We start from the raw sequence: 22,317 nt of genomic DNA, 5'->3' as shown, positions 1-22,317 counted from the left end.
GGTCTAACTCCCAATGAATCAGAACGATTATATTGGGAAAACTCTAAAACCGTGGCCAATTTTAGTTGACCACTACAATTAGCTTTACGCACAACGCAGGGTTAAGTAGTAAGCGGAGCGACCACTCAACCTGAACGTTTGCATCTTAAACACCGAGTACATTTAAACTGAAATTGCCAAGAGTTGCGAATCTTATTGAAGTGCTTTGTTAGATGTAATCCGTTTAGCCTACGTATACTCCATTGAAGTACTCGACGCGTTCTAACGTCATTCTTAACTTACACTCTTCAATCTGGACACCTTGCCAGGGTGAGGGTGTGGAAGACAGGCCCGTAAATTCACATTCGGCGTCTCTGTATTTTAGCCAAGCTCTTTGGGCCTTTCGAAATGGCTCTACCAGTTCGGTCTGAGACCATGTTTTCCTTAGTGCTTTTTCTTCCTCACCTATTCTAGCGATTGCTTCCTTGTAACTTTCGTTAAGCTCTTTATCTGCAGATTCCATCTTCTTTTCTACACACTGATAACCAGCCATAACGCCCCCGCCTTTTACTTTGCAGGGATCTTCAACATCATCAGAAGCCAAGCAAGGTAAAGAAACCAACGCAAACATCATAAGTAATTTGTTCAAAATTGCCTCCAAGCTCCGAGTGCTTGTTAAACAGTTATCCGCTATTTTTCCTTTTTAATCATGCAGCTTTTTATCTGTGCCTTCAAAGATAAAATAGAAGGTTAGTGATTCTAGTGCCTAAACAGAAGGTAAAAGAGATTGATACACGGATTAAATGACGCCTTAATCTGAGTTACTTTTAGTGGGCGTTTTGTATCAATCTTTTCTGTGGAATCATTAGTTTGATGGCGACTGAGGACGTTAAGATGACTCCCATTGAATTTATTATCGCCCTGAAACACTTAGGTTGAATTAAGTGGTGACTATTCCCCTCCAATCATGAAGTTGGTTCAAAGGTAGGGCGATAAATGTTGCGATTCGTAATAAAAATTTATGCCAAGTGCAGTTCGCTATCGCGGCTTATATTGAGTTGGGCAATAACCTCTAATGATGTCTGAGTTTCGTAGCTTGTTGTGTTTTGTATTGCGCCCCGAAACCCTTATACGCCACAATTTAAAGCTACTTGATTTGAGCCGGCTACGCATAAACTGAATCACGTCGGATTCATTCAAACCAAATTGAAATTCGATAGCCTCAAATGGGGTGCGGTCTTCCCATGCCATTTCTATTATTCTTGACTCAGTTTCCGAGGTCAGTTTCATTTCAAATAACCTATTTTAGAAAAGAGATTTCTACGACGGAAATTGAGTCTTGGTTCAAATGTTCTTATATGCGTGCTTAGTGTTTAGCGACATAACACCTACAAAAACTTCTCAATGAGGACTTCGTCTACGTATTTCCCACGAACTTTTGCATGCTTCTTCGCGGTCCCTACGATTTCGAAGCCTTGTTTGAGATAGGCTGATAACGCTCGCTCATTATCGCTGCGAACGTACGCAAATAGTTTTTCGTAACCCTTTTGTTTGGCTACTTCGAATGTCGATTTGAAAAGCTGTTTAGACACACCTTGGCCACGAGCACCGTCACTAACAAACGTACCAATTATGCCAACATGGTCAAAAGCTTTTGTATATTGTGCAAAGGGCTCGATATTTTGGAAACCAATGACTTGTGAGCTATTTTCGGATAAAGCGACTGTAAACACGCCCCGTTCTGGGAAATGAGTAATGAACTCTTTTTCTTCTTCAGGTGTGAAAGGCGTATCTAATACAGTGTATAAACCTTCAATAATGATGGGATTGAGGACGTTTGTAATGCCTTCAGCATCACCTAAAGTTACCTGACGTACAATTAAATTCATGCCACTTAGCTCCTATTAAAATTAGGGCTGTTTTGTACATGAGTTGGAGACTTGCGGCAACAAGTAACGTCATTAAGTCGTAAAGAATATACCTATTACACTTAAGCGGCGGTTAATAGTGCTGATTGTTACTTTAGTATTTCTGATATATCACTTTTTAAGTGACGGCTTAACTTCTACAGAATATTTCCACATCACGATCCCGTTTTCTACAAGATCATAACTCGCGCTTTGACCCTCGGAGTTGAGTACAAATACCGGCATTTCCATCCTTGACGTAGCGCCATCTCGGTTGCATGACATGGTAGCTTCAAGCTGTATGCTATTTTTGCTCGGTTCTGAAAGGGTTCCTAAGTACGTGCAGCCGTCGACAAAACTGGTTTTGCTTTTTCCTTTAGAGGATATTTCAAAAGTCGGAAAAATGAATGTTGATTGAGGCTCTGTTACTACCACATTGACTTGATAGTTCGTCGCTGAAAAAGCATTGAAATGAGCTCCAAGCATAAGTAAGAACAAGATTTTTGATTTCATAAACTCTTCTTTATTTCGATATTACTAGTTTGGTTACGGCGCTATTAACGTGACCACTTAATCTAAAACTTTACTGCGGAAGCATTAAAAAGGATACAAAGGTAGAGTAGTTGAATATGGTTAATCGGCCGTAAATAGTTTTATTAAGCGATCTTACATACCTAAAAGAGGTAAGTTCTTTCGCTTTTGATAGGTTAATGCTAATTCTAAACAGGTCTTGATTGAAGCTTCTGGCAAAGGTGCTGATAAAGATAGAATTATTGCTCGATTACCCTGAAACTCAAGTGAGTCACTATACAGTTCGCGGAATGTGTCGACGAGCTTAGTTTGGCAATTAAAGAACAGATAATAACGACTAGGCGTTTTCTGTTTCCAATCCATCCTTACCGGGCTACCTGTTTTCACACTGTAGCTTGGCTCTCCCCATTTTAGAGATTCTTCAACTTCCCCCAGTTTTAATTCAGAAGCGATAGTTAAGACGATATTTCGTAGCTCTTCTATCCGAATACGCACATGTTTTGGATACTCATCAAATCTTGCCTTCACTGCATGGTTCATTGGTATCTCCTATAAATAGCGCTGTTTTGGGGTGAAGCCCAAGCGTACTTTGGCTATGTAGCAATTACGTCATAATGTTATTAATCAATAAATCTAGCACATAGCCAAAATACTAAGCGTAAGGGTTTCCCTCGGTTACGTTTAGGATGCTCTGGGTGAAAACATGATGATTGACATGCCAAGCATAGCGACAGAAACCCCCACTATGTCCCAGAGCGTTGGTCGAACGCCGTCGATACACCACAACCATAGAATTGCGACAAAAATATAGACACCACCGTAAGCGGCATAAACTCTGCCAGTTGCGGTAGGATGTAAAGATAGAAGCCAAGCAAACATAGCAAGGCATAGCGCTGCTGGTACCAAAAGCCAAACTGACTTATCTTCCTTTAACCAGAGATAAGGTAAGTAGCAGCCTAATATTTCTGCAATGGCGGTTATAAAGAAAAGCCCAATGGTTTTGACTTCAGTCACTTAAACATTCCTATCTTTATCTACAAATATATGATGCTGGTTAAATGGGCAATTGCTCAGCTCATTACATTTCGCCCAGCTTAATCTTGGATTGAGCCTCACTCACGGTTTGTTTACCGAATAACAAATCCATCATCGAAATGATTCGTTTGTTGTCTTTACCCCATTTATCTGGATTCGCGCTGTTTGGTGCTTTAAATTCAACTTGTCCTACTTTTTCGTTATTTTTGTAGGCTTTGATCTGAGCATCAGCGATAAATGTTCTAAAATCCCAGCTCCAGCGTGATACGTAAGTAAGTGTCAGCTCAGAGCTAACAGGATGAGTGCCGTCGCTTACGACTGTGCATTTATGGGCGGTATCCAAACACCAGTCTTGCATCGAATCTAAGAAAACATCTCGCGTGGCGTTGTCTTTTACGATGGTGATTTCCTTGCTCTGATTTTCTTTCGAGATTGTTTCTACCGTATACTTTGGTGCCGCACATGCGGCTAATAGAATAGGCAAGCTTAGAATGATGAGTTTTTTGTGCATCTTATGTCTCTTTTTTAAATTTATATATTCAAACAACTTCAAGATACTGAGTTCAACGAGAATAACTAACAAGCATGGCAACAGTTATTAACAAAACCTTTAGAGTCGAAGGGTTTGTTTCGGGAGTATGCCAATGTCTCGAAGCAAAATAATTAGTAAGAGATTGCTATAGCGTTATGTTAACTCTTGAACTTATGTCCGTATCAATGTTCAGAATTCTTCGCATTGAAGTTTTTGAAGTGCAATTCTAACGGAATTTTAAATTGCTGCATAATGCTCAATTAAGAGGAATAGGGGAGCTTATCGTTAAACATAACGTGTAGTTCTGTAAATTGCCCCCTAAGACTAAGCTAAAAGGGCCTAATGTTTTAAAATAGCTTCTTGTCTATTCTGTTGTGTGAGTTTTCAATGTTGTCTCATACTAGCCACTTAAAAGAGCGCTGTAAGAACTTGTCTGCATTATCAAGGACGATTTCACCGTGAGCCATAACCAATATATTAGGTTTCCAAGACAGCAGTTTATTTAAGTGTTTTCGAGCCTCTTGTTTGCTAAACATAAAACTTAGGCGCCAATCCAAAGGCATTTTTCCATTCGGAGCAAGAATACCGGCCCCTTTAGCCACAAACCGCTGCCAGTAGTTAAAGTCCTGGCCAGAAAAATTCTCGACGAGGTCAGTAACAATTAAGGTCTTTGAAAGTCGATGATAAAACACACACTCTTCCATTAATGGAGAGCCAGAAAATAGTTCTTGTTCAACCTCAGAGTTCCAAGCATTACCGCCTTGGTTAAGTGAAGCGTGAAAGTGTATATCACGGCACTTCTTGATGACTTCATCTGTGCCATAAACTTCTGCGCTAGGATAGGCAAATACCCATTCAGATAAGAACAAGTGGTGTAAATGATTAGGAGCGATTAAGTATTTCACTTGGCCTAGATTGTTGATTTGCTCTCTAATCGAATTTGATAACTTAATTGGACTATGAATCCAAAGGCCACCATCAGAAAGCCTAACAATAGTCATACGAGTGGTGTATGGGAGTCCTAAGAATTGGACGGGATCTCCGTCAAATATCCATATCTCTTGGGCTAACTTTTTCATGTCTCTCCAACCGTTAACACTGTATTAAGGCGGCATTTAAGTTACTCAAAAGCTGCCTTGCTGCACAATAAACGCTTCGCTAAGCGTAAACCAAAAATATTAGGTTTACCAAACCATTATTGAGTGCAGATGTATATCTTTGAGTGTTTTTATACTGAACGGACGTAAAGTCGTTTTAAGAGGATCATTTGACTTGATAGAACAAAACCCCGCTATTTTTGAGCAGGGCTTTGCAATTAGATAAAGGGGCTAACCGATGATGAAGAAGAAAATCGCGGTTGCAACAATACCAATCAACGCATAAGGAAACTGTGTGGTTGCGTGTTGCATTGCTGTACAGCCTGAACCTTGTGCAGATAACACGGTTGAGTCACTAAAGAAACAAGAGTGGCTCCCTGCCGCTGATGCTGAAAGCAGCGCTGCAACGGTTAAGTGTAGAGGCACACCAAGCTGTTCGCCCAAAGGTAGAACAATTGGCATCGCTACTGCAAACGTTCCCCAAGACGATGCCGTTGCAAATACCAACGCGCCCGTAATCATAAAGATAATCGCAGGGAAGTAAGACGCTGACAGGTAAGGGCTGACGGTCTCAATGACATACTGCGTGACGCCCAATGAGTCGTTGACCGATTTCAACATGAAACCACCAATAACGGTCGCAAGCGGCAGTAGCATAACCTTAATGCCATCATAAACAGCTTCGAACATGTCGTTCATCGAGATCAGTTTTTGTGCGCCGTAAAAGCTAATAGTAAAGATTAACGCGACGAAAACACCAGCAAGTAGATCGATACCAAAATACCAACTTGCGGCAACAAGTACGATCATTGGTAACAAGAAGTTGACAAGGCCCATGGTTGGGTTGGTATGTGCAGAGACATCGGGACCAAAGTCGACATCTGTTGCACCGTCTGGACGAACTTGACCATTCTTCGCACGCTTTTCTGCCTTTTTCATCGCGCCTAGATCTGGGACCTTTTCCATTGCAACCAGCAAAACAATCACCAGCGTTACCCAGCCGTAAGCCATGTATGGAATAGCTTCAATGTATGCTTTGATACCATCTCCCGCTTCTGCTACTCCGTTTGCTTCTAGCAAAGAACTGAAGAAAATTGCCCAAGTGGAAATTGGTACGAGGATACAGATAGGTGCGGCGGTTGAATCCACAAGATATGAGAGCTTTTCACGCGAGATTTGGTAGCCGTCCGTAACTTTTTTCATTGAGGAAGAAATTGCAATCGCATTCAAATAATCGTCGATAAAGATCAGAATACCTAACGCAAAGGTCATCAGCATCGATTGCTTACGGCTTTTTACTTTCGTGACCAGCATGTCGGAGAAGCTTAAGATACTGCCGCCTTTCTCCAAAATAGCAATTAGGCCGCCCATCAAACCACAAACGAGGATGATCCAGGCGATAGTTTCATCCATCATTACACTCATGGAAATATCAACAATCTGTTCCACCGCTTCAGTTGGGTTAAGCAGAAGAACACCGGCAATAGCGCCGCTAAAGAGGGCTTCCACAGTTCGGTGTGTTGTCAGCGCAAAGACCAATACCAACGCCGTTGGTAAAAGACTCATCCATCCGTAGGCTTCGCCTTCCTCATGGTTCAAACCGATTGTGGTAAAAAAGACAAACGTCGCAACCGAGATTAAAGAAACAATAATGTGTTGAGAGTTGATTTTAAGAGGCGCATCCAGCGCCTTGGTCTGCGTAGTCATAAAGTTCATTTCCTTTGTTTATGCCGAGTGCAACATCCAGTCGATTTCCAATGGAGTAATCGCTCGCTCAAATTCTGCGAGTTCACTCTGTTTGCAAGCTAGATACAAATCGATAAAGTCTCTTGAGATGTATTGAGCTAGCTCACTGTGCTCCAGTCGCTCTAGAGCTTCTGACATACGCAGAGGTAACTCAATTGCATCATCACTGAGAGTCGGTGGACATTGATCTTTGGTGTAGCTTTCACTCGCTAATACTGCGGAAAGTACTACTGCAGCGAGAATGTATGGGTTAACGTCAGCGCCTGCTATACGATGCTCTATACGGCGATTTTTGCTATCGCTGATAGGCACACGCAACGCAACACCGCGGTGGTTTTCTCCCCAATCGGCTTTGGTTGGGACGTAAGCGCCAGGAACAAAGCGACGGTAAGAGTTAACGTTAGGACAGATTAGGGCCATGGCATCGGATGTTTGTGACAGCATCGCTGCCATGGTTTGATAGAAGAAGGCGCTCGCTTGACCGTCTGATTGGCTAAAGTGGTTGTTACCATCTGTATCAACCAAGCTGAGATGAATGTGCATGCCATTACCCGCTTGCTCACTAAAAGGTTTCGCCATAAATGTGGCGTCAAATCCGTGCTGATGAGCGACCTGGCGAATCAAGCGTTTTGCGATGATGATTTCATCACATGCTCGAAGTACATCTTTAGAATGGTTGAAGTTGATTTCGAACTGCCCTGGTGCCGATTCAGATAGGGCTCCGGAAGTGTTTAAACCTTGTTCTAATGCAATTCGATTAAGGTCGGCCAAGAAATCAGCGTAGTCATCTAGTCCATCAAGGTCGTAAACCTCGGTATCTTTTTCTCGAGTTTTTTTCGTGGGGTTAATTGCCGTTAATGGTTCGCCATTTTCGCCGCGGGTTTTGTCTATTAAATAGAACTCCAGCTCGAGCGCGACACAAGGATATTGGTCTTTAGCATGCAGTGTTTGCAATATAGAAGCGAGAATGTTTCGGATGAACAGTGGGTTAGGGTGCTGCCCGGTTTCATCCATCATACTAAGCAGTAGCTGACCAACTTGTTCTTTTGCCGTCGGCATTAAGGTGCCGCTGATTGGATAGCAGAGGTTATCTGGTTCTCCGAGATCTTCTCCCAACCCGGCCGTTTCAACGACGTTACCTTTGGTATCTAGGGTGATGGTCGAAAGGGGGAGGGCAACACCTTTATTCAGTTTTTCTAGAGCATCTATCGGGATGCGTTTTCCTCTTGGGGTGGCATTTATATCGGTAAAGATGAGATCGATAAATTCAATATCGGGCCATTTTTGTTTAAAATTTTGTACTTCCTGTAGATACGATTCCATTTTCTTCTCCAAATAGCCTGACGAGTAGAAATTAGAAATAACCAAATTAACAAATAAATTACAGAACTCTGAACGAGTTGTTTGTTTTTCAGGTTATTTTTAATTTAAACATGCACTTATACTGTGCTTTTGATGTTTAACGGCTTGTTTTTATGTCTTTCTGTTAACTATTTTGTAACAGTTGGTTTTGTTTTGTTCAATATAATGAGCATAAATATTCAGTTTTGAAGCCTAAAAAGTGCGCCAGATCACGTTGCGACGATAATAATGGTCATCTGTGTTGATAATTTTGTACATGGTTTGTAGGGTTTGTGTTAAATAAATTGAACACGGACATATCATGGCAGATACACACAAACCCATCATTGGTGTGGTTAGCTGCGCTAAAGAGTTGGGTGGCTATCAGATACAAGCGGTCAACGACTTTTACCTTCGCGCCATAAAGGATTTTGGAGGACTACCGATTATGTTGGCTCCCGACATGTCGGGCGATGACGTAACCACCATCCTAGACATATGTGATGGTTTTCTTTTTCCTGGCAGCCACTCTAACGTTGCGCCACATCGATACAATGCAACGCACGAAGAGAGCTACAAAGATGAAGCTCGTGATGAGCTCTCATTCACGTTAATTCGTCATGCGGTTGACCAAAACATTCCGTGCCTTGGTATTTGCCGCGGCTTTCAAGAGATGAATGTCGCACTTGGTGGCTCGTTAAACCCAGCCGTTCATGACTCCGGCTTCAATGACCATCGTGAAGCGCCTGTTGAAGATTTCGAACAAAAATACGCGCCAGCACACGCTGTGCTAGTTCAAAAGCAGAGCTTATTTGAACAATGGCTGGTGCAAAATCATTGGGAAAATACCACCTTCTTTGAAGTGAACACACTACACAACCAAGGCGTCGATCAGCTTGCTCCTCTATTACAAGTAGAAGCTAAAGCCCCGGATGGCTTGGTAGAAGCATTTAGCCTTCCTAATCAAAAATTTTTCGTTGGCGTGCAGTGGCACCCAGAATGGGAAGCAAAAACCAATCATTTCTCTCAAATTTTGTTCAATGAATTTATGATGGCTACCTCTCGTTAAACGTTTGGAGCTGTATGAATGGACAATCAAGAGATTGGTAAAAATATTGTTCAGTTACGAAAAAAACATGGATTGTCACAAAGGGAACTAGCCGAGCGCGCTGGTATTACCCACAGTGCAATCTCATCCATTGAAAATGGAAAAGTGAGCCCGTCGGTCAGCTCACTACAAAAAATCGTTAATGTATTTTCTTTATCGTTATCAGAGTTTTTCACTTTTGAACAACCTTCGAACGAGGAAGTGAAAGTAGTCATCAAGCCGTCAGATCTTGTGGAAATCGGGAGCGAGACGGTGTCCATGAAACTGGTAACGAATGGCGACAAAGATCAAGTCATCGGATTCTTGATCGAGGAATACGCACCTTATGGAACCACTGGTGCGGCAGAAATCAAACACGAAGGCGAAGAGATTGGCACCGTATTAGAGGGTGAAATCACTCTGGAATATAAAGGGCAATCTCATGTCATAACAGCGGGCGAGTCGTACATTATTGATACGACGAAGCCCCATCGATTTACAAATCACACAGACAAGGCTTGTCGAATGATAAGTGCGCATACGCCAACCACATTTTAGTGGGGGCTTGCCTTGTGTGATCACAAGGAGAGCGTATGAAAACCCAAGAGCAATGGATTGAACTAAAAAACAATCTAAACATCGAAAACAGGGCGTACATTAACGGTGAATACAGTGCCGCTTTAACAGGGCAAACCATCCCGGTAGTTAACCCAGCAACAGATGAGATATTCACCGAAATCGCCCGTTGCCAAAATGAAGATGTTGATCTCGTGGTTTCATACGCTCGCCAAGCATTTCAATCCGGTCAGTGGAGCGAGAGCAGCCCAGCTCATCGCAAAGCAGTGCTTAAACAGTTTGCTGACTTGATTGATCAAAACCAAGAAGAATTGGCTCTGCTAGAAACGCTTGATACCGGTAAGCCTATCTCTCACAGCTTCTCTACCGATATTCCTGGCGCGGCGAGTGCATTACGCTGGTACGCAGAAGCAATCGACAAAGTATACGGCGAAGTTGCCCCAACCGAAAAAGATGTACATGCCTTTATTTCCCATCAGCCAATTGGCGTGGTCGCTGCGGTTGTGCCGTGGAACTTCCCCCTTTGGCTTGCGTGCTGGAAGCTTGGCCCTGCTTTAGCCGCTGGTAACAGCGTGATTCTAAAACCGTCAGAAAAATCTTCTCTCACCGCGATATTCCTAGGTCAACTTGCTTCTCGAGCGGGCTTGCCAACAGGCGTTTTCCAAGTCGTTACGGGTTTTGGTCATGAAGCTGGCGACGCGCTGGCGAAACACCAAGACGTAGACTGCATCGCCTTCACAGGCTCGACGCGCATTGCAGGTCAACTGATGGTCAGATCGGGTGAGAGCAACCTAAAGCGTGTGTTTGCAGAAGCGGGCGGCAAGAACGCGAACATCGTGTTTGAAGATTGTGATGATTTAGACCGCGCAGCAGCAGATACCGCTGCAGGGTGTTTTTACAACCAAGGTGAGGTGTGCGTCGCGGCAACCCGCCTGCTTGTTCACGAAAGCATCAAAGAGCAGTTTATAGAAAAAGTTATTCAAGCGTCGAAAGCGTTCACGCCAAAAGACCCAATGGACCCAAGTTCATCAATGGGTGCGCTCATCGACCAAGATCATAAATCAAAAGTATTGGAATACATCTCGTTAGGTGAATCAGAAGGTGCAAACGTACGTTGTGGCGGCGATGTCGATGGGCAGGGCGCATTTGTTTCCCCAACCATTTTAGACAACGTCGACAACAAGATGCGTGTCGCCCAAGAGGAAATTTTTGGTCCGGTGCTGTGTGTCATTCCATTCAAAGACGAAGCGCAAGCAATCGAGATCGCTAACGATTCGAAGTACGGCTTAGGCGCGGCACTCTGGAGTAGCAATATCAACCGCGTTCATCGCGTAGCAAAACGACTGCAAGCCGGCTCGGTTTGGGTTAACAACTACAACGAAGGTGACATGACGGTTCCATTTGGTGGATTCAAAATGAGCGGAAACGGTCGAGACAAGTCTCTCCACGCGATTGAAAAATTCACCGAAACCAAAACCACTTGGATTCGCCTCCATCCTTAAGCCTGCTGACGATTACGATAAATAAAGGAATAGTTCTATGAACAAGCATACGGATTCGTTCTACGCGCACTCTGTGCCAAACATGCCGGAATACACACAATTACAAGACAACATCGAGTGCGATGTGTGTGTAGTCGGTGCGGGATTCTCTGGTCTTTCTTCTGCACTGCACCTAGCGGAAAAAGGTTTTAAAGTTGTTGTGCTAGAAAGCGCAAAAGTGGGCTTTGGGGCAACTGGTCGTAACGGCGGCCAAATCGTTAATAGCTACAGCCGAGATGTTGACGTGATTGAAAGCCGTTACGACCAAAACCAAGCTAAAGCTCTGTGCGATATGATTTTTGAAGGCGGCGATATCATCCGTGGTCTGATCGACAAATACGACATCAACTGTGATTACAAGCAAGGCGGCTTGTTCACGGCACTGAATAGTAAACAACTCAAAGGGCTAGAAGAGCATAAGAAGAACTGGGAGCGTTACGGCAACGACCAACTGACTCTGCTTGACGCAGGAGAAGTAGAACAAGCGGTAGGGACCAAAGTGTACACTGGTGGCTTGTTGGATATGCGCGGTGGTCACATTCACCCGCTTAAACTCGCGTTAGGTGAAGCCGCTGCGTTTATTTCTCTGGGTGGCCAAATCTTCGAACAGTCGGCGGTCGTGTCGATTGACAAAGGGATTAACCCAGTAGTCAAAACGGCGCAAGGTAGCGTGAAGAGCAAGTACGTGGTTTTGGCAGGTAACGCGTATCTTGGTGGGTTGGCACCAAACATCAGCAACAAAGCGATTCCGTGTGGCACACAAGTGGTGGCGACTCAGCCTTTGAGTGATGAGCAGCTAAAACAAGTGCTGACCAGTGACTACTGCGTTGAAGACTGTAACTACTTGCTTGACTACTTCCGCTTAACCGCCGACAAGCGTTTGTTATTCGGAGGTGGCGTGGTTTACGGCGCACGTGACCCAGAAAACATTGAAGCATTGATTCGTCCGAAGATGGAGAAAGTCTTCCCACAATTGAAAGGCATCAAGATTGATTATACCTGGACGGGTAACTTCTTGCTGACTTACTCACGCATGCCGCAATTTGGCTCGTTTGCAGACAACATTTACTACCTACAAGGCTACAGCGGTCACGGTGTAACGTGTACTCACCTCGCAGGCAAGTTGCTGGCAGAAGCATTGATCGGACACGCTGAACGTTTCGATGCGTTTGCTGCACTGAAACATTACTCCTTCCCAGGTGGCCGCCACTTCCAAATTCCGTTTACGGCAATGGGCGCGGCTTACTACAACCTACGTGACAAACTGGCGATTTAAGAGATAAGGAATATCCAATGAGCAAAGTGGTGAAATTTGCAGCCCTTCAACTGACGAAAAGCTGGGATCTGGAAGATAACCTAGCCAAAGCAAAAAAGGCGATTCGTGAAGCAGCACAAAACGGTGCGAACGTGATTCTTCCGCAAGAGCTGTTCGCTGCGCCTTACTTCTGCAAAAAACAGGAAGCAAAGTATTTCGAGCTTGCAGAAGAAACGGAGAATTGTCGTCTTATTAAAGAGATGAGTGCGTTGGCTAAAGAGCTCGGCGTGGTGATTCCTGTCAGCTACTTTGAAAAAGCGGGCAATACGTTTTTTAACTCGCTAGTGATGATTGATGCCGATGGTACGGTACTAGATAACTACCGCAAGTCACACATTCCTGATGGCCCGGGCTACAGCGAAAAGTACTATTTTAGCCCTGGCGATACCGGTTTCAAAGTGTGGCAAACCAAGTTCGGTAAGTTCGGTGCTGGCATTTGTTGGGACCAATGGTTCCCAGAGCTTGCGCGCAGCTTGGCTCTGCACGGCGCGGAAGCGATTTTTTACCCAACTGCAATCGGTTCTGAGCCTCAAGATCCGACACTGGATTCACGTGATCACTGGCAACGTACAATGCAAGGTCACTCGGCAGCAAACCTCGTTCCAGTCATCGCGTCAAACCGAGTTGGTACTGAGGTCGATGATGGTATCGAGACCACGTTCTACGGCTCTTCTTTTATCACTGACCACACTGGTGCAAAAATTGCCGAAGCACCACGTGAAGGTGAAACCATCATTTACGCAGAAATCGATCTCGCTGCGATAGCGAAAGCGCGTCATGCGTGGGGCTTGTTCCGCGACCGTCGTCCAGACCTCTACACCAGCGTTGGCAAGCTAGCTGTTTAAAGAGGCGTTAGTATGAAGTTATCGACAACACCAGCGCAAGATGGCTTCTATTTTCCGGCTGAGTTTCAGCCGGTTAGTGAAGTTTGGCTAGCGTGGCCAGAAAGGAAAGACAATTGGCGTGATGACGCATTACCCGCGCAAGAAACCTTTGCCAGAATCGCGAACTTAATCGCGGAAGTGACCAAAGTGTGTGTGGCGGTGTGCTCGCACAACTTTGACCGAGCGCGTCAAATGCTTCACTCAGATGTACGTTTGGTGGAAATCCCATTTAACGATGCGTGGATGCGCGATATTGGACCGACCGTGCTCGTGAATCAGGCGGGCGAGCGCCGTGGGATTAGTTGGCAATTCAACGCGTGGGGCGGCGAATACAACGGGCTTTACGATAACTGGCAGCAGGACGATCTTGTCGCTGGCTCGGTATGCGACATCATCGGTATTGATCATTACCGTGCTCCGTTTGTACTTGAAGGAGGGGCGATTCACACCGATGGTGAAGGCACCCTTTACACCACAGAAGAGTGCTTACTCAGTCCGGGGCGAAATCCGCAATTGAGCAAAGCGCAAATCGAAGAGCAGTTAAAGGCGTATCTCGGTATCGAAAAAGTCATTTGGTTGCCAAATGGTTTATTCAATGACGAAACAGACGGCCATGTTGACAACCTGATGCACGTGATCGCACCGGGTAAGGTGGTACTGAGTTGGACCGATGACTCAAGTGACCCGCAATACGCGTTATCTCGTCAAGCAGAGCAAGTGCTGAAATCGCAGCACGATGCGAAAGGACGCGAGATTGAAATTGTCCGTTTGCCATTACCGGGTCCGTTGCATTACAGCGAGCGCGAAGCCAATGGCATTGACGCCAGTTCAGGAATGAGTCGACAAGCTGGCGAACGCCTAAGTGCCTCTTATGCGAACTTTCTTATCGTCAACGAGCATGTGTTCTTGCCGATGCTGGACGAAGAGACCGACGCTATGGCGATCGATATTTTGCAAAACGCGATGCCGGAATACCAAATCATCGCGATACCGTCGAGAGAGGTTCTACTCGGCGGAGGGAACATTCACTGTATTACGCAGCAGATCCCTGCTTAAACATAAACTCGCCGCTGGCTTAGCGGCGATGATGAGTTGTCAAAAGGAATGACCATGCAACAGATACAAAACCAAAGCCTTGTTTCGTTTATGGTAGCGAATCCACAACAGGGCATTGCAGTGACTAATCCGGCGACCGGAGAACTCCTCGGGTACGCACCAGTCTCAACCGAAAACGACATTTTAAATGGCATTGAACGTGCCAGTGTGGCGCAGAAAAAGTGGGCGGCACTGCCAGCAAAAACGCGCGCTGGCATGCTCAATCGTTGGTTCCAACTTCTGTTAGAAAACAAAGCCGACCTTGGCCGCTTAATGACGTTAGAGCAAGGTAAGCCGCTGGCTGAAGCTCAAGGTGAAGTGCTTTACGGCGCGAGTTTTATCGAATGGTTTGCTGAAGAAGCGAAACGTACCTACGGTGAGACGATTCCTGCCCCAAGTGCGGACAAGCGTTTGGTGACCATCAAACAGCCAATTGGTGTCGCCTGTGCGATTACGCCTTGGAACTTCCCTATTGCGATGATCACGCGCAAAGCAGGGCCAGCTTTAGCGGCCGGTTGTAGCTTTGTTGTAAAACCATCTGAATCTACGCCGCTGTCTGCGTTTGCGGTCGCAGAGCTTGCCTATCAAGCGGGTATCCCTCGCGATGTGCTGCAAGTGGTTCTGGGTGAAAATTCACGTCAGGTAGGCGCTATTTTTACTTCGCATCCGTTGATTCGTAAGTTGTCTTTCACTGGCTCGACCCAAGTTGGTAGTGTGCTGATGCAGCAAAGCGCGGCGGACATTAAACGTACCTCAATGGAGCTCGGTGGCAACGCGCCGTTTATCGTATTCGATGATGCCGACATTGATGCAGCCGTGGCGGGTGCGATGGCGTCGAAATTCCGTAACGCAGGTCAAACGTGTGTGTGTGCGAACCGTTTCTACGTACACAGCAAAGTGTATGACGAGTTCGTTGCTAAGTTCGACGCTGCGGTTCAGCAGCTCAACGTCGGTAACGGCTTAGAAGAGGGCGTAAACATCGGTCCTGTGATCAGCGAATCGGCAAAGCAAGGCATTCAAGCGTTGATCGATGGTGCTATCGAGCAAGGTGCTAAGCCAGTTTCAGAACTCAAAAAGCTGGATGGTCTATTTATGCAGCCAGTGATACTCAAAGACGTTACTCACGACATGAAGATTGTCTCTGAGGAAATCTTTGGCCCTGTCGCGCCAGTGATTCGTTTTGACAGTGACGCACAGCTGATCGAAATGGCGAACGACACCATTTACGGTCTTGCGTCGTACTTCTACAGCCAAAACATCCACCGTGTTTGGAAAATCGCAGAAGCGCTCGAATACGGCATGGTCGGCATTAACGAAGGTATGATCTCTACTGAAGTTGCTCCTTTCGGTGGTGTTAAGCAGTCCGGCATCGGACGCGAAGGAGCAAAACAAGGTATCGATGAATACATGGACGTGAAATATCTCTGCTTTGGCGGCAACTAATTAAGGACAAAACAATGACAAACCAACAACTACACGAAAGAAGAAGCCAAGTTATCGCTCAAGGCATGGGCGCACTATACCCACTTTACGTCGAGAAAGCAGAAAACGCTTACGTATGGGATATCGAAGGCAACAAATACATCGACTTTGCAGCGGGCATCGCGGTAACTAACACCGGGCATTCTCACAAACGTATCAGTGAAGCGGTAAAAGCTCAGTTGGATAACTTCTCGCACACGTGTGCGATGGTTACGCCGTATGCGTCATTCGTTGAGCTGGCAGAAAAGCTGACAGAACTTGTACCAGGTGAGACTAAGAAGAAAGCGATCTTTCTAACCACTGGCGCCGAGGCGGTCGAAAATGCCGTAAAAGTGGCACGCGCTCATACAGGCCGTAGCGGCGTGATAGCGTTTAAAGGCGGCTTTCACGGTCGCACAAATATGACGATGGGGTTAACTGGTAAAGTTGCGCCATATAAAGCAGGCTTTGGTCCTTTCCCGAATGAAATCTATCACGCGCCGTACCCAAATGCGTTCCACGGCATCAGCGTTGAGCAAAGCTTACAAGCAATCGACGATCTGTTTGCTTGCGATATCGAACCTTCACGCGTTGCGGCGATCATCTTCGAGCCAGTACAAGGTGAGGGCGGCTTCTACAAAGCACCTGAAGCGTTTGCACAAGGCTTACGTCAGCTGTGTGATAAGCACGGTATCATGCTGATTGCCGATGAAATCCAAACGGGTTTTGCTCGTACCGGTAAAATGTTTGCCACAGAGTACCTAGGCATTGAACCAGACCTAATGACAATGGCGAAAGGCATTGCTGGTGGTTTCCCAATCTCAGCGGTAGTTGGGAAAGCGGATGTGATGGACTCTGCACTACCCGGTGGTTTAGGTGGCACTTATGCGGGCTCGCCACTTGGTTGTGTTGCTGGTCTTGAAGTGCTGAAAATCATCGAAGAAGAAAACTTGTGCACTAAAGCGATGGGCATTGGTGAAGTGGTCAATGCACGAATGACTAAGCTGCAACAGTCAGTACCTGCTATCGGTGAAATCCGCACTACTGGTGCAATGATGGCGATTGAGTTTACTGACCCTGAATCAGGCAAACCACTGCAAGAGATGACCAAAGCGGTGATTTCTAAAGCGCAAGAAAATGGTCTGATTTTGCTTTCTTGTGGGGTAAAAGCGAACGTGATTCGCTTGTTACCGCCGCTAACCATTGAGCCTGAAGTGCTTAGTGAAGGTTTAGATAAGTTGGAAAAAGTGATTCTTGAAGTGGCGTAATTCACGCACTTTTAAATAGCAATAACAAATCAAGGAAGCGGTTGGTATCAATCGTTTCCTTTTTATTTTTTTAGCGTATCTGCTGCCTATCTAAAAAGTATTGCTCAAGCTCCAAGTCGTCACTTTTATTACGGATGACTTAACAATTGGGCTCGTTCTTACTTTCCACTTAGTCGCTACTTTGTTCTCCTCGAATGTGGTTTGGTGCTCACATTCTAAATCCCGACATCTGAAAGCCACTTGAGTCTATAATTTTATTGAGCGTCATTCCTCACTTTTTGGACTATAAAAATGAGATAGTATTCATATCCCACTTAGGTTGCTTGACAGATTAGCAGGATGAACTTTGATAACAAAGAATACAAGGTATGCCATTTTACTCGGCTTAGTTCCCATCGCCATATTTGTAGTGGCCTTTCATTCGATAACCAACTTTTACGTCAACTCGGTAAAAGCGTCGAAAATAGATGCTTACGTAGATTATTTAAATCAAAGGTCTGCCTATTTGGACGGAGCAATAGTGAAGCAGATTGCTCAGTTAGATTTTACTTGTAGTGATAGTGATGTAAGAACTTTACGCGACCCACGTTTTTATAACCGTTACATTCGTTTTATTGCGATGACCACAGAAGGCGGAAAAACGTGTTCCACGGTTGGTAGTGAAGTGTCTCGCCCATCTAGTAGTGAACGATTTCAGATGGATGAGAACTTTTTCGCATCACTTGTTTTGCCGCAACAGAATGACCAAATAGAGTGGATGGTCATTTATGATAATGAACACGTTGAAGTCTTCTGGGTACTTGATAACAGTTGGGTTAACGAGGTAATAAAAACGCCTTGCAAAGACTGCCTATTTGTAGAGTTTAAGTATGATGAACCAATATTTGGTGATTTAACGATAAGCCGTGGCAAAGCGAATATTGCAGGAGAAGAAAACGCACTGTCAAAAGAGTTTTTCTTTTCAGGAGAGTCTCAAGCCAACATGCTCATCAAGATATACAGCGGTGAAAAACTTAAAAATTATGCTCAGGAAAGAGTACTTTTGTGGGGCGGTCTTGTAAGTGTGCTTGCTGGTCTTGCGACTGCCTTTGCATACATATCTGGTAAAAGCTTGAGAAAATCCATTACAGGTCTAATTGAAAATGGGATTAGTAATGCAGAATTTATTCCTTACTACCAGGCGATTGTCGATAGTCGCGATGGTAAGACAGTAGGATATGAAGCTCTGATTCGATGGTCGCGACGTGATGGAATGGTGCCACCAAATATGTTTATTGGTGCTGCAGAAGAAAGTGGCCTGATTATCCCGATGACCAATCAGCTTATTCGTAAAATCATACAAGACTTAAGTGACTTACCCGAGCATACGTGGGTCAGTATCAATATTGTTTCCTCCCATTTAGAGTCAGGTGTATTAACGAAGTTGCTGTCGGAGTTAAATTGGCCAATCTCGAATAGAATTCATTTTGAATTGACCGAGAGAATACCAGTAAAAGACACTGAGGCCGCGAAAAAAGAGATTTTGTATTTAACGAATAAAGGCTACAAGTTCAAAATTGACGATTTTGGTACCGGATATGGTGGCTTTTCTTACCTACAAGATTTGGGCATCCGGTGTGTAAAAGTGGATAAGATGTTCATTGATCCAATAGGATCTGACGACCAAAAGTTGAAAGTGCTGGACTCAATTGTGTCTGCAGCGAACAAAGCTGAATGTGAGATGATTGCAGAAGGTGTAGAGAGCCAGGCTCAAGTCGAATACCTGGCTCAGCATGCGATTTACCTTATTCAAGGCTATGTTTACGCTAAACCAGAGCCCCTGACTAACCTTGCAAGCGCTTAACAGCCATAACGTCAAAACGTACCGTTTTAAAGTGTCAGTTGCCTAGGTTAGTGCTGATTTCTGCTGATGGGGTAACACTTGAGGATTCCTAACACTCTCATTACTTCTAGAGTGTTAGGAATTAACGTTACTTAGGAGGAGAGTGCGGCTCTTTTCGTTTTGATTGACGTAATGAGCTGAGGTAGTAATGACATTACGATCATTCCCAGCATTAAGCTGTATTGCAGAGGAGTGAACGTTTCCCCCAATAGCAGTAGGCCCGAAACAATGCCTGCGACTGGGTTTGCAATACCACCAAAGGTAAAATCTACGACCGACATCCGCTGTAATAACCATACATACATGCCATACCCTAATGCGGTGTTCAGAATAATTACCCAAAGTAACCCTAGAATATTCGTCATGGATACGTCCTGAACGACCGTAACATATGGCTCTGGATTGTTTATCGCCAGCACACTTGTTGCGATAGACATAATCACGCCACCCAAAATGAGCTGCCATGTTAACACTGTCCACCAGTGCATTTTTGTACCTAGTGACTTTGTTACGCTACTTCCTATCACGATGCACATAATGGCGGAGATCATCGCAAGTAATCCCACGGGGTCGAGAGAAATAGAGCTAGGATCAAATAAGAACCAAGCTAAAGCAATCAAAGTTGCGCCGCTTATAGCTTGGATGCCACTAGGCTGGCGTTTGTAGACCGCCCAACCAAACAGCATCGCAAAAACGGGGACCGAAACCATACCAACACCAGAGATGGCAGAAGGAAGCGTCAACGCCATGACAAAAATGAGACCAAAGAAGCAAGCGATGTTGATGGTTCCTAAAACAAGCAGCACCTTCCACTCACTTCTTTTTGGAAACGAGGGCTTTATTGCCAGCAACAAAAGACCCGCAGGCAGTGCCCTTAGAGCGCCAAGTAAAACGGGAGGCCAGTCCGGTAGAGTAAACTGAGTAACAGCGTAAGTAGTCCCCCAAAAAAAGGCAGGAATCATCGCAAGTAAAATGTTCATGTTAAATATCTTTATGTAGAGATAATTAAATGTAACGATATCGGCAAGGTGGCTTTTTGTAAAGTATCTTTATGTTAAAATAAAAAATATATGATGTTTGGAGAGAAATAATGGATGCAATTGATAGAGTGGTAGAGCAGTGGGCTAGGGAGAAGCCAGACCTCGACACTGAACCGATGGCAATAATGGGTCGACTAATGCGAATTGCAAAACACATGGAATCTAGGGTCGCCGAGCTACATAAGAAGTACGATCTGAAAATGGGTGAATTTGATGTGTTAGCGACACTGCGTCGAGCTGGTTCACCATATTGTCTTACTCCCTCAGCGTTAATAGAGTCGATGATGCTCACTTCGGGTGCGATGACTAATCGCTTAGATAAACTAGAGAAGAAAGGGTTTATTACCAGAACCCATAGTAAAGAAGACCGACGTAGCGTCACCGTTGAACTAACAGGGCAAGGCTTAACCTTAATTGACAAGCTAATTTTGGAGCATGTAGACGTTCAGCAATCGTTATTGCATGGTTTAGAAGGCAATGAAAAAGAGCAGGTTAACCAGGCGTTAAAATTGCTATTGCCACAATTTGAGTGAGAATGCAGAAGGAGGCAGGGGATATGAAAAGCAAAGAACTAGAACAATACTTAAGTACCTTCATGTGTGCAGAAAGCGATTTCCCATTTGGGCCTGAAGCGCTTGTTTACAAAATCAAAGGCAAGATGTTTGCCATCATTGCAGAGAGAAACGGTCGGGAGTATGTCAGCGTAAAAGTAAAACCAGAAGATGGAGAAGTCTTAACGTCGCAGTTTACGGACATTATCCCGGGTTATCACTTAAATAAGCGTCATTGGATAACGGTTTATTTTAACGGTGATGTCGAGGATGGGTTGATTCAAGACTTGTGTGAACGCTCTTATGCTCTTGTCGTTGCCAAGCTGCCGAAAGCACAACGAGCGTTGCTTGGTGAGTAATCGGCAACGCACTGGCCTCTGTTGTTTTGTCGCTCGTTGCTCGTAGCCTTTACGGAAAAATTCGCACCTTTTTCATCCTCGGGCTATATAAGAATAAGAAGGTGGAAAAGGGGAATGATATGCGAGCATTATCTGAATGGCTAAAAGAATACGGGGAGAGTCACCAAAACCCTATCAACCAAAAGATTCACACAATCGCAGTTCCAGGTATTTACCTTTCTGTGGTTGGACTTATTTGGTCGATTCCCCAGATTTCATTATTAGGCTTCGAACTTAATTGGGTTTGGGTAGCGGTGATCCCCACTTGGGTTTTCTATTTTCGTTTGTCTCTGAGTGTATTCATGATGATGATCGGCTACACATTAGCGTGCATTGGCCTTATTTGGTCGCTAGAGGTATTGATGTTGCCCGTTCTGCATATTTCTATGCTCTTGTTTGGCGTATTGTGGATATTGCAATTTATCGGTCACAAGATTGAAGGTAAAAAACCGTCGTTTTTTGAGGATTTACAGTTTCTACTCATCGGCCCGATTTGGGTGTTCAGAAAACACTAGCGATAAGCAAAATCAGGCATCATCCGAATGACACAAGACATATAACGTTCAGAGATTATGTAGCTCTTACTACAGAATACCTCTCCTTCTTATTGCCACGACAAGCATTCACTTTAGATACGCACTATGATTAAAGAGGTGCCAACGCACTTTACGCTATCGAGATACTTAAACTTACGGCAAGTTTACTTTAGGGGGATGAATGTACGACCGACAATATAAATATGCCTATTGGAGAGAAGAGCGTAAAAAAGGCAAATGGCACTATATATTAAAGTCCTTCTTTATGATTTGTTGTGCATTACTGCTTGGTAAAGTCATCGGTTTGTTCATTTTTGGAGAGCTGCATTCTTTAAGCGACATTTGGGAACAACTCCCTGCGGATGTTTTTATTATGATGCTCGTGGGCTTCCCAATTAGTGTCCTTGGTTGGTATCACGAAGAGTCAAAGTTTTTCCGGGCACTGCGACGCAAAGAAAAGCGGTTAAAAGGCAATCAAAACAAACCGAAATAGAGTAACCTTTGTCTCTGTTTGG

The 22,317-nt window shown here is 44.7% G+C and carries 24 protein-coding genes; 13 read left to right on the top strand and 11 right to left on the bottom strand.

From position 1 onward, the window contains the following. Nucleotides 1–223: 223 nt before the first annotated feature. The 10 genes from R8N28_RS20440 to R8N28_RS20395 all read right to left on the bottom strand — a co-directional run bounded on the left by R8N28_RS20440 (nt 224) and on the right by R8N28_RS20395 (nt 8,150). A complete protein-coding gene (locus R8N28_RS20440; protein ID WP_065274430.1) occupies nt 224–613 on the bottom strand; it encodes a lysozyme inhibitor LprI family protein in 390 nt (129 codons plus the stop codon). Nucleotides 614–1,017: 404 nt separating this feature from the next. After that, complete coding sequence (locus tag R8N28_RS20435; protein ID WP_318183403.1) at nt 1,018–1,269, bottom strand: TIGR03643 family protein; 252 nt, start codon at nt 1,267–1,269, stop codon at nt 1,018–1,020. Between the two features lie 98 nt (nt 1,270–1,367). Next, nucleotides 1,368–1,868 carry a GNAT family N-acetyltransferase gene (locus tag R8N28_RS20430; protein ID WP_017633971.1) on the bottom strand — a complete coding sequence of 167 codons (501 nt, stop codon included), beginning with the start codon at nt 1,866–1,868 and terminating at the stop codon, nt 1,368–1,370. Nucleotides 1,869–2,018: 150 nt separating this feature from the next. Further along, a complete protein-coding gene (locus tag R8N28_RS20425) occupies nt 2,019–2,399 on the bottom strand; it encodes a hypothetical protein (RefSeq protein ID WP_033905190.1) in 381 nt (126 codons plus the stop codon). Between the two features lie 153 nt (nt 2,400–2,552). After that, complete coding sequence (locus R8N28_RS20420) at nt 2,553–2,957, bottom strand: DUF1801 domain-containing protein (RefSeq protein ID WP_017633973.1); 405 nt, start codon at nt 2,955–2,957, stop codon at nt 2,553–2,555. 141 nt (nt 2,958–3,098) lie between these two features. Beyond that, nucleotides 3,099–3,431 (bottom strand): YnfA family protein, encoded by a 333-nt coding sequence (locus R8N28_RS20415; RefSeq protein ID WP_005377819.1) that lies wholly within the window; start codon nt 3,429–3,431, stop codon nt 3,099–3,101. Nucleotides 3,432–3,495: 64 nt separating this feature from the next. Continuing rightward, nucleotides 3,496–3,963, bottom strand: coding sequence for an Sbal_3080 family lipoprotein (locus R8N28_RS20410; RefSeq protein ID WP_065274431.1), 468 nt, complete (start codon nt 3,961–3,963; stop codon nt 3,496–3,498). Nucleotides 3,964–4,379: 416 nt separating this feature from the next. Beyond that, entirely contained in the window at nt 4,380–5,063 is a 684-nt protein-coding gene (locus R8N28_RS20405) for a DUF4336 domain-containing protein (RefSeq protein ID WP_065274432.1), read from the bottom strand. A gap of 249 nt (nt 5,064–5,312) precedes the next feature. Then, the gene (locus tag R8N28_RS20400; RefSeq protein ID WP_054576461.1) at nt 5,313–6,788 is read right to left on the bottom strand and encodes a Na+/H+ antiporter NhaC family protein; all 1,476 of its coding nucleotides are present in this window, start codon (nt 6,786–6,788) and stop codon (nt 5,313–5,315) included. Between the two features lie 18 nt (nt 6,789–6,806). Then, a complete protein-coding gene (locus R8N28_RS20395) occupies nt 6,807–8,150 on the bottom strand; it encodes a glutamine synthetase family protein (protein WP_005377815.1) in 1,344 nt (447 codons plus the stop codon). A gap of 340 nt (nt 8,151–8,490) precedes the next feature. Here R8N28_RS20395 and R8N28_RS20390 point away from each other — a divergent pair, with 340 nt between their 5' ends. The 9 genes from R8N28_RS20390 (at nt 8,491) to R8N28_RS20350 (ending at nt 19,238) form a co-directional block, all read left to right on the top strand. Beyond that, entirely contained in the window at nt 8,491–9,237 is a 747-nt protein-coding gene (locus R8N28_RS20390) for a gamma-glutamyl-gamma-aminobutyrate hydrolase family protein (RefSeq protein ID WP_005377814.1), read from the top strand. Between the two features lie 18 nt (nt 9,238–9,255). Continuing rightward, entirely contained in the window at nt 9,256–9,813 is a 558-nt protein-coding gene (puuR, locus tag R8N28_RS20385; protein WP_054730171.1) for an HTH-type transcriptional regulator PuuR, read from the top strand. Nucleotides 9,814–9,848: 35 nt separating this feature from the next. Beyond that, nucleotides 9,849–11,333, top strand: a complete 1,485-nt coding sequence (locus R8N28_RS20380; protein ID WP_065274433.1) for an aldehyde dehydrogenase — start codon at nt 9,849–9,851, stop codon at nt 11,331–11,333. 37 nt (nt 11,334–11,370) lie between these two features. After that, nucleotides 11,371–12,648 (top strand): NAD(P)/FAD-dependent oxidoreductase, encoded by a 1,278-nt coding sequence (locus R8N28_RS20375; RefSeq protein ID WP_065274434.1) that lies wholly within the window; start codon nt 11,371–11,373, stop codon nt 12,646–12,648. A gap of 17 nt (nt 12,649–12,665) precedes the next feature. Continuing rightward, nucleotides 12,666–13,532, top strand: a complete 867-nt coding sequence (aguB, locus tag R8N28_RS20370; protein ID WP_033905196.1) for an N-carbamoylputrescine amidase — start codon at nt 12,666–12,668, stop codon at nt 13,530–13,532. Nucleotides 13,533–13,544: 12 nt separating this feature from the next. Next, nucleotides 13,545–14,627 carry an agmatine deiminase gene (gene aguA, locus R8N28_RS20365; protein WP_065274435.1) on the top strand — a complete coding sequence of 361 codons (1,083 nt, stop codon included), beginning with the start codon at nt 13,545–13,547 and terminating at the stop codon, nt 14,625–14,627. 54 nt (nt 14,628–14,681) lie between these two features. Continuing rightward, nucleotides 14,682–16,109 carry an NAD-dependent succinate-semialdehyde dehydrogenase gene (locus tag R8N28_RS20360; RefSeq protein ID WP_065274436.1) on the top strand — a complete coding sequence of 476 codons (1,428 nt, stop codon included), beginning with the start codon at nt 14,682–14,684 and terminating at the stop codon, nt 16,107–16,109. A 14-nt stretch (nt 16,110–16,123) separates the two neighbouring features. Then, entirely contained in the window at nt 16,124–17,395 is a 1,272-nt protein-coding gene (gene gabT / locus R8N28_RS20355) for a 4-aminobutyrate--2-oxoglutarate transaminase (RefSeq protein WP_065274437.1), read from the top strand. A gap of 346 nt (nt 17,396–17,741) precedes the next feature. After that, the gene (locus R8N28_RS20350; protein ID WP_065274438.1) at nt 17,742–19,238 is read left to right on the top strand and encodes an EAL domain-containing protein; all 1,497 of its coding nucleotides are present in this window, start codon (nt 17,742–17,744) and stop codon (nt 19,236–19,238) included. A 131-nt stretch (nt 19,239–19,369) separates the two neighbouring features. Here the strand turns inward: R8N28_RS20350 and R8N28_RS20345 are convergent, their stop codons facing one another. Continuing rightward, nucleotides 19,370–20,257, bottom strand: a complete 888-nt coding sequence (locus tag R8N28_RS20345; protein WP_064376927.1) for a DMT family transporter — start codon at nt 20,255–20,257, stop codon at nt 19,370–19,372. Nucleotides 20,258–20,367: 110 nt separating this feature from the next. Between R8N28_RS20345 and R8N28_RS20340 the strand changes: the two genes are divergently transcribed. The 4 genes from R8N28_RS20340 (at nt 20,368) to R8N28_RS20325 (ending at nt 22,295) form a co-directional block, all read left to right on the top strand. After that, the gene (locus R8N28_RS20340; protein WP_005377802.1) at nt 20,368–20,850 is read left to right on the top strand and encodes a MarR family winged helix-turn-helix transcriptional regulator; all 483 of its coding nucleotides are present in this window, start codon (nt 20,368–20,370) and stop codon (nt 20,848–20,850) included. A 23-nt stretch (nt 20,851–20,873) separates the two neighbouring features. Next, entirely contained in the window at nt 20,874–21,227 is a 354-nt protein-coding gene (locus tag R8N28_RS20335; RefSeq protein WP_017633985.1) for an MmcQ/YjbR family DNA-binding protein, read from the top strand. Nucleotides 21,228–21,346: 119 nt separating this feature from the next. After that, nucleotides 21,347–21,781 (top strand): DUF962 domain-containing protein, encoded by a 435-nt coding sequence (locus tag R8N28_RS20330; protein ID WP_005377800.1) that lies wholly within the window; start codon nt 21,347–21,349, stop codon nt 21,779–21,781. A gap of 202 nt (nt 21,782–21,983) precedes the next feature. Beyond that, complete coding sequence (locus R8N28_RS20325; protein ID WP_005377799.1) at nt 21,984–22,295, top strand: hypothetical protein; 312 nt, start codon at nt 21,984–21,986, stop codon at nt 22,293–22,295. The last annotated feature ends 22 nt before the right edge of the window (nt 22,296–22,317 follow it).

The sequence above is a fragment of the Vibrio sp. Vb1554 genome, assembly GCF_033344235.1.
This window is presented reverse-complemented; position numbering and strand designations above follow the sequence as displayed.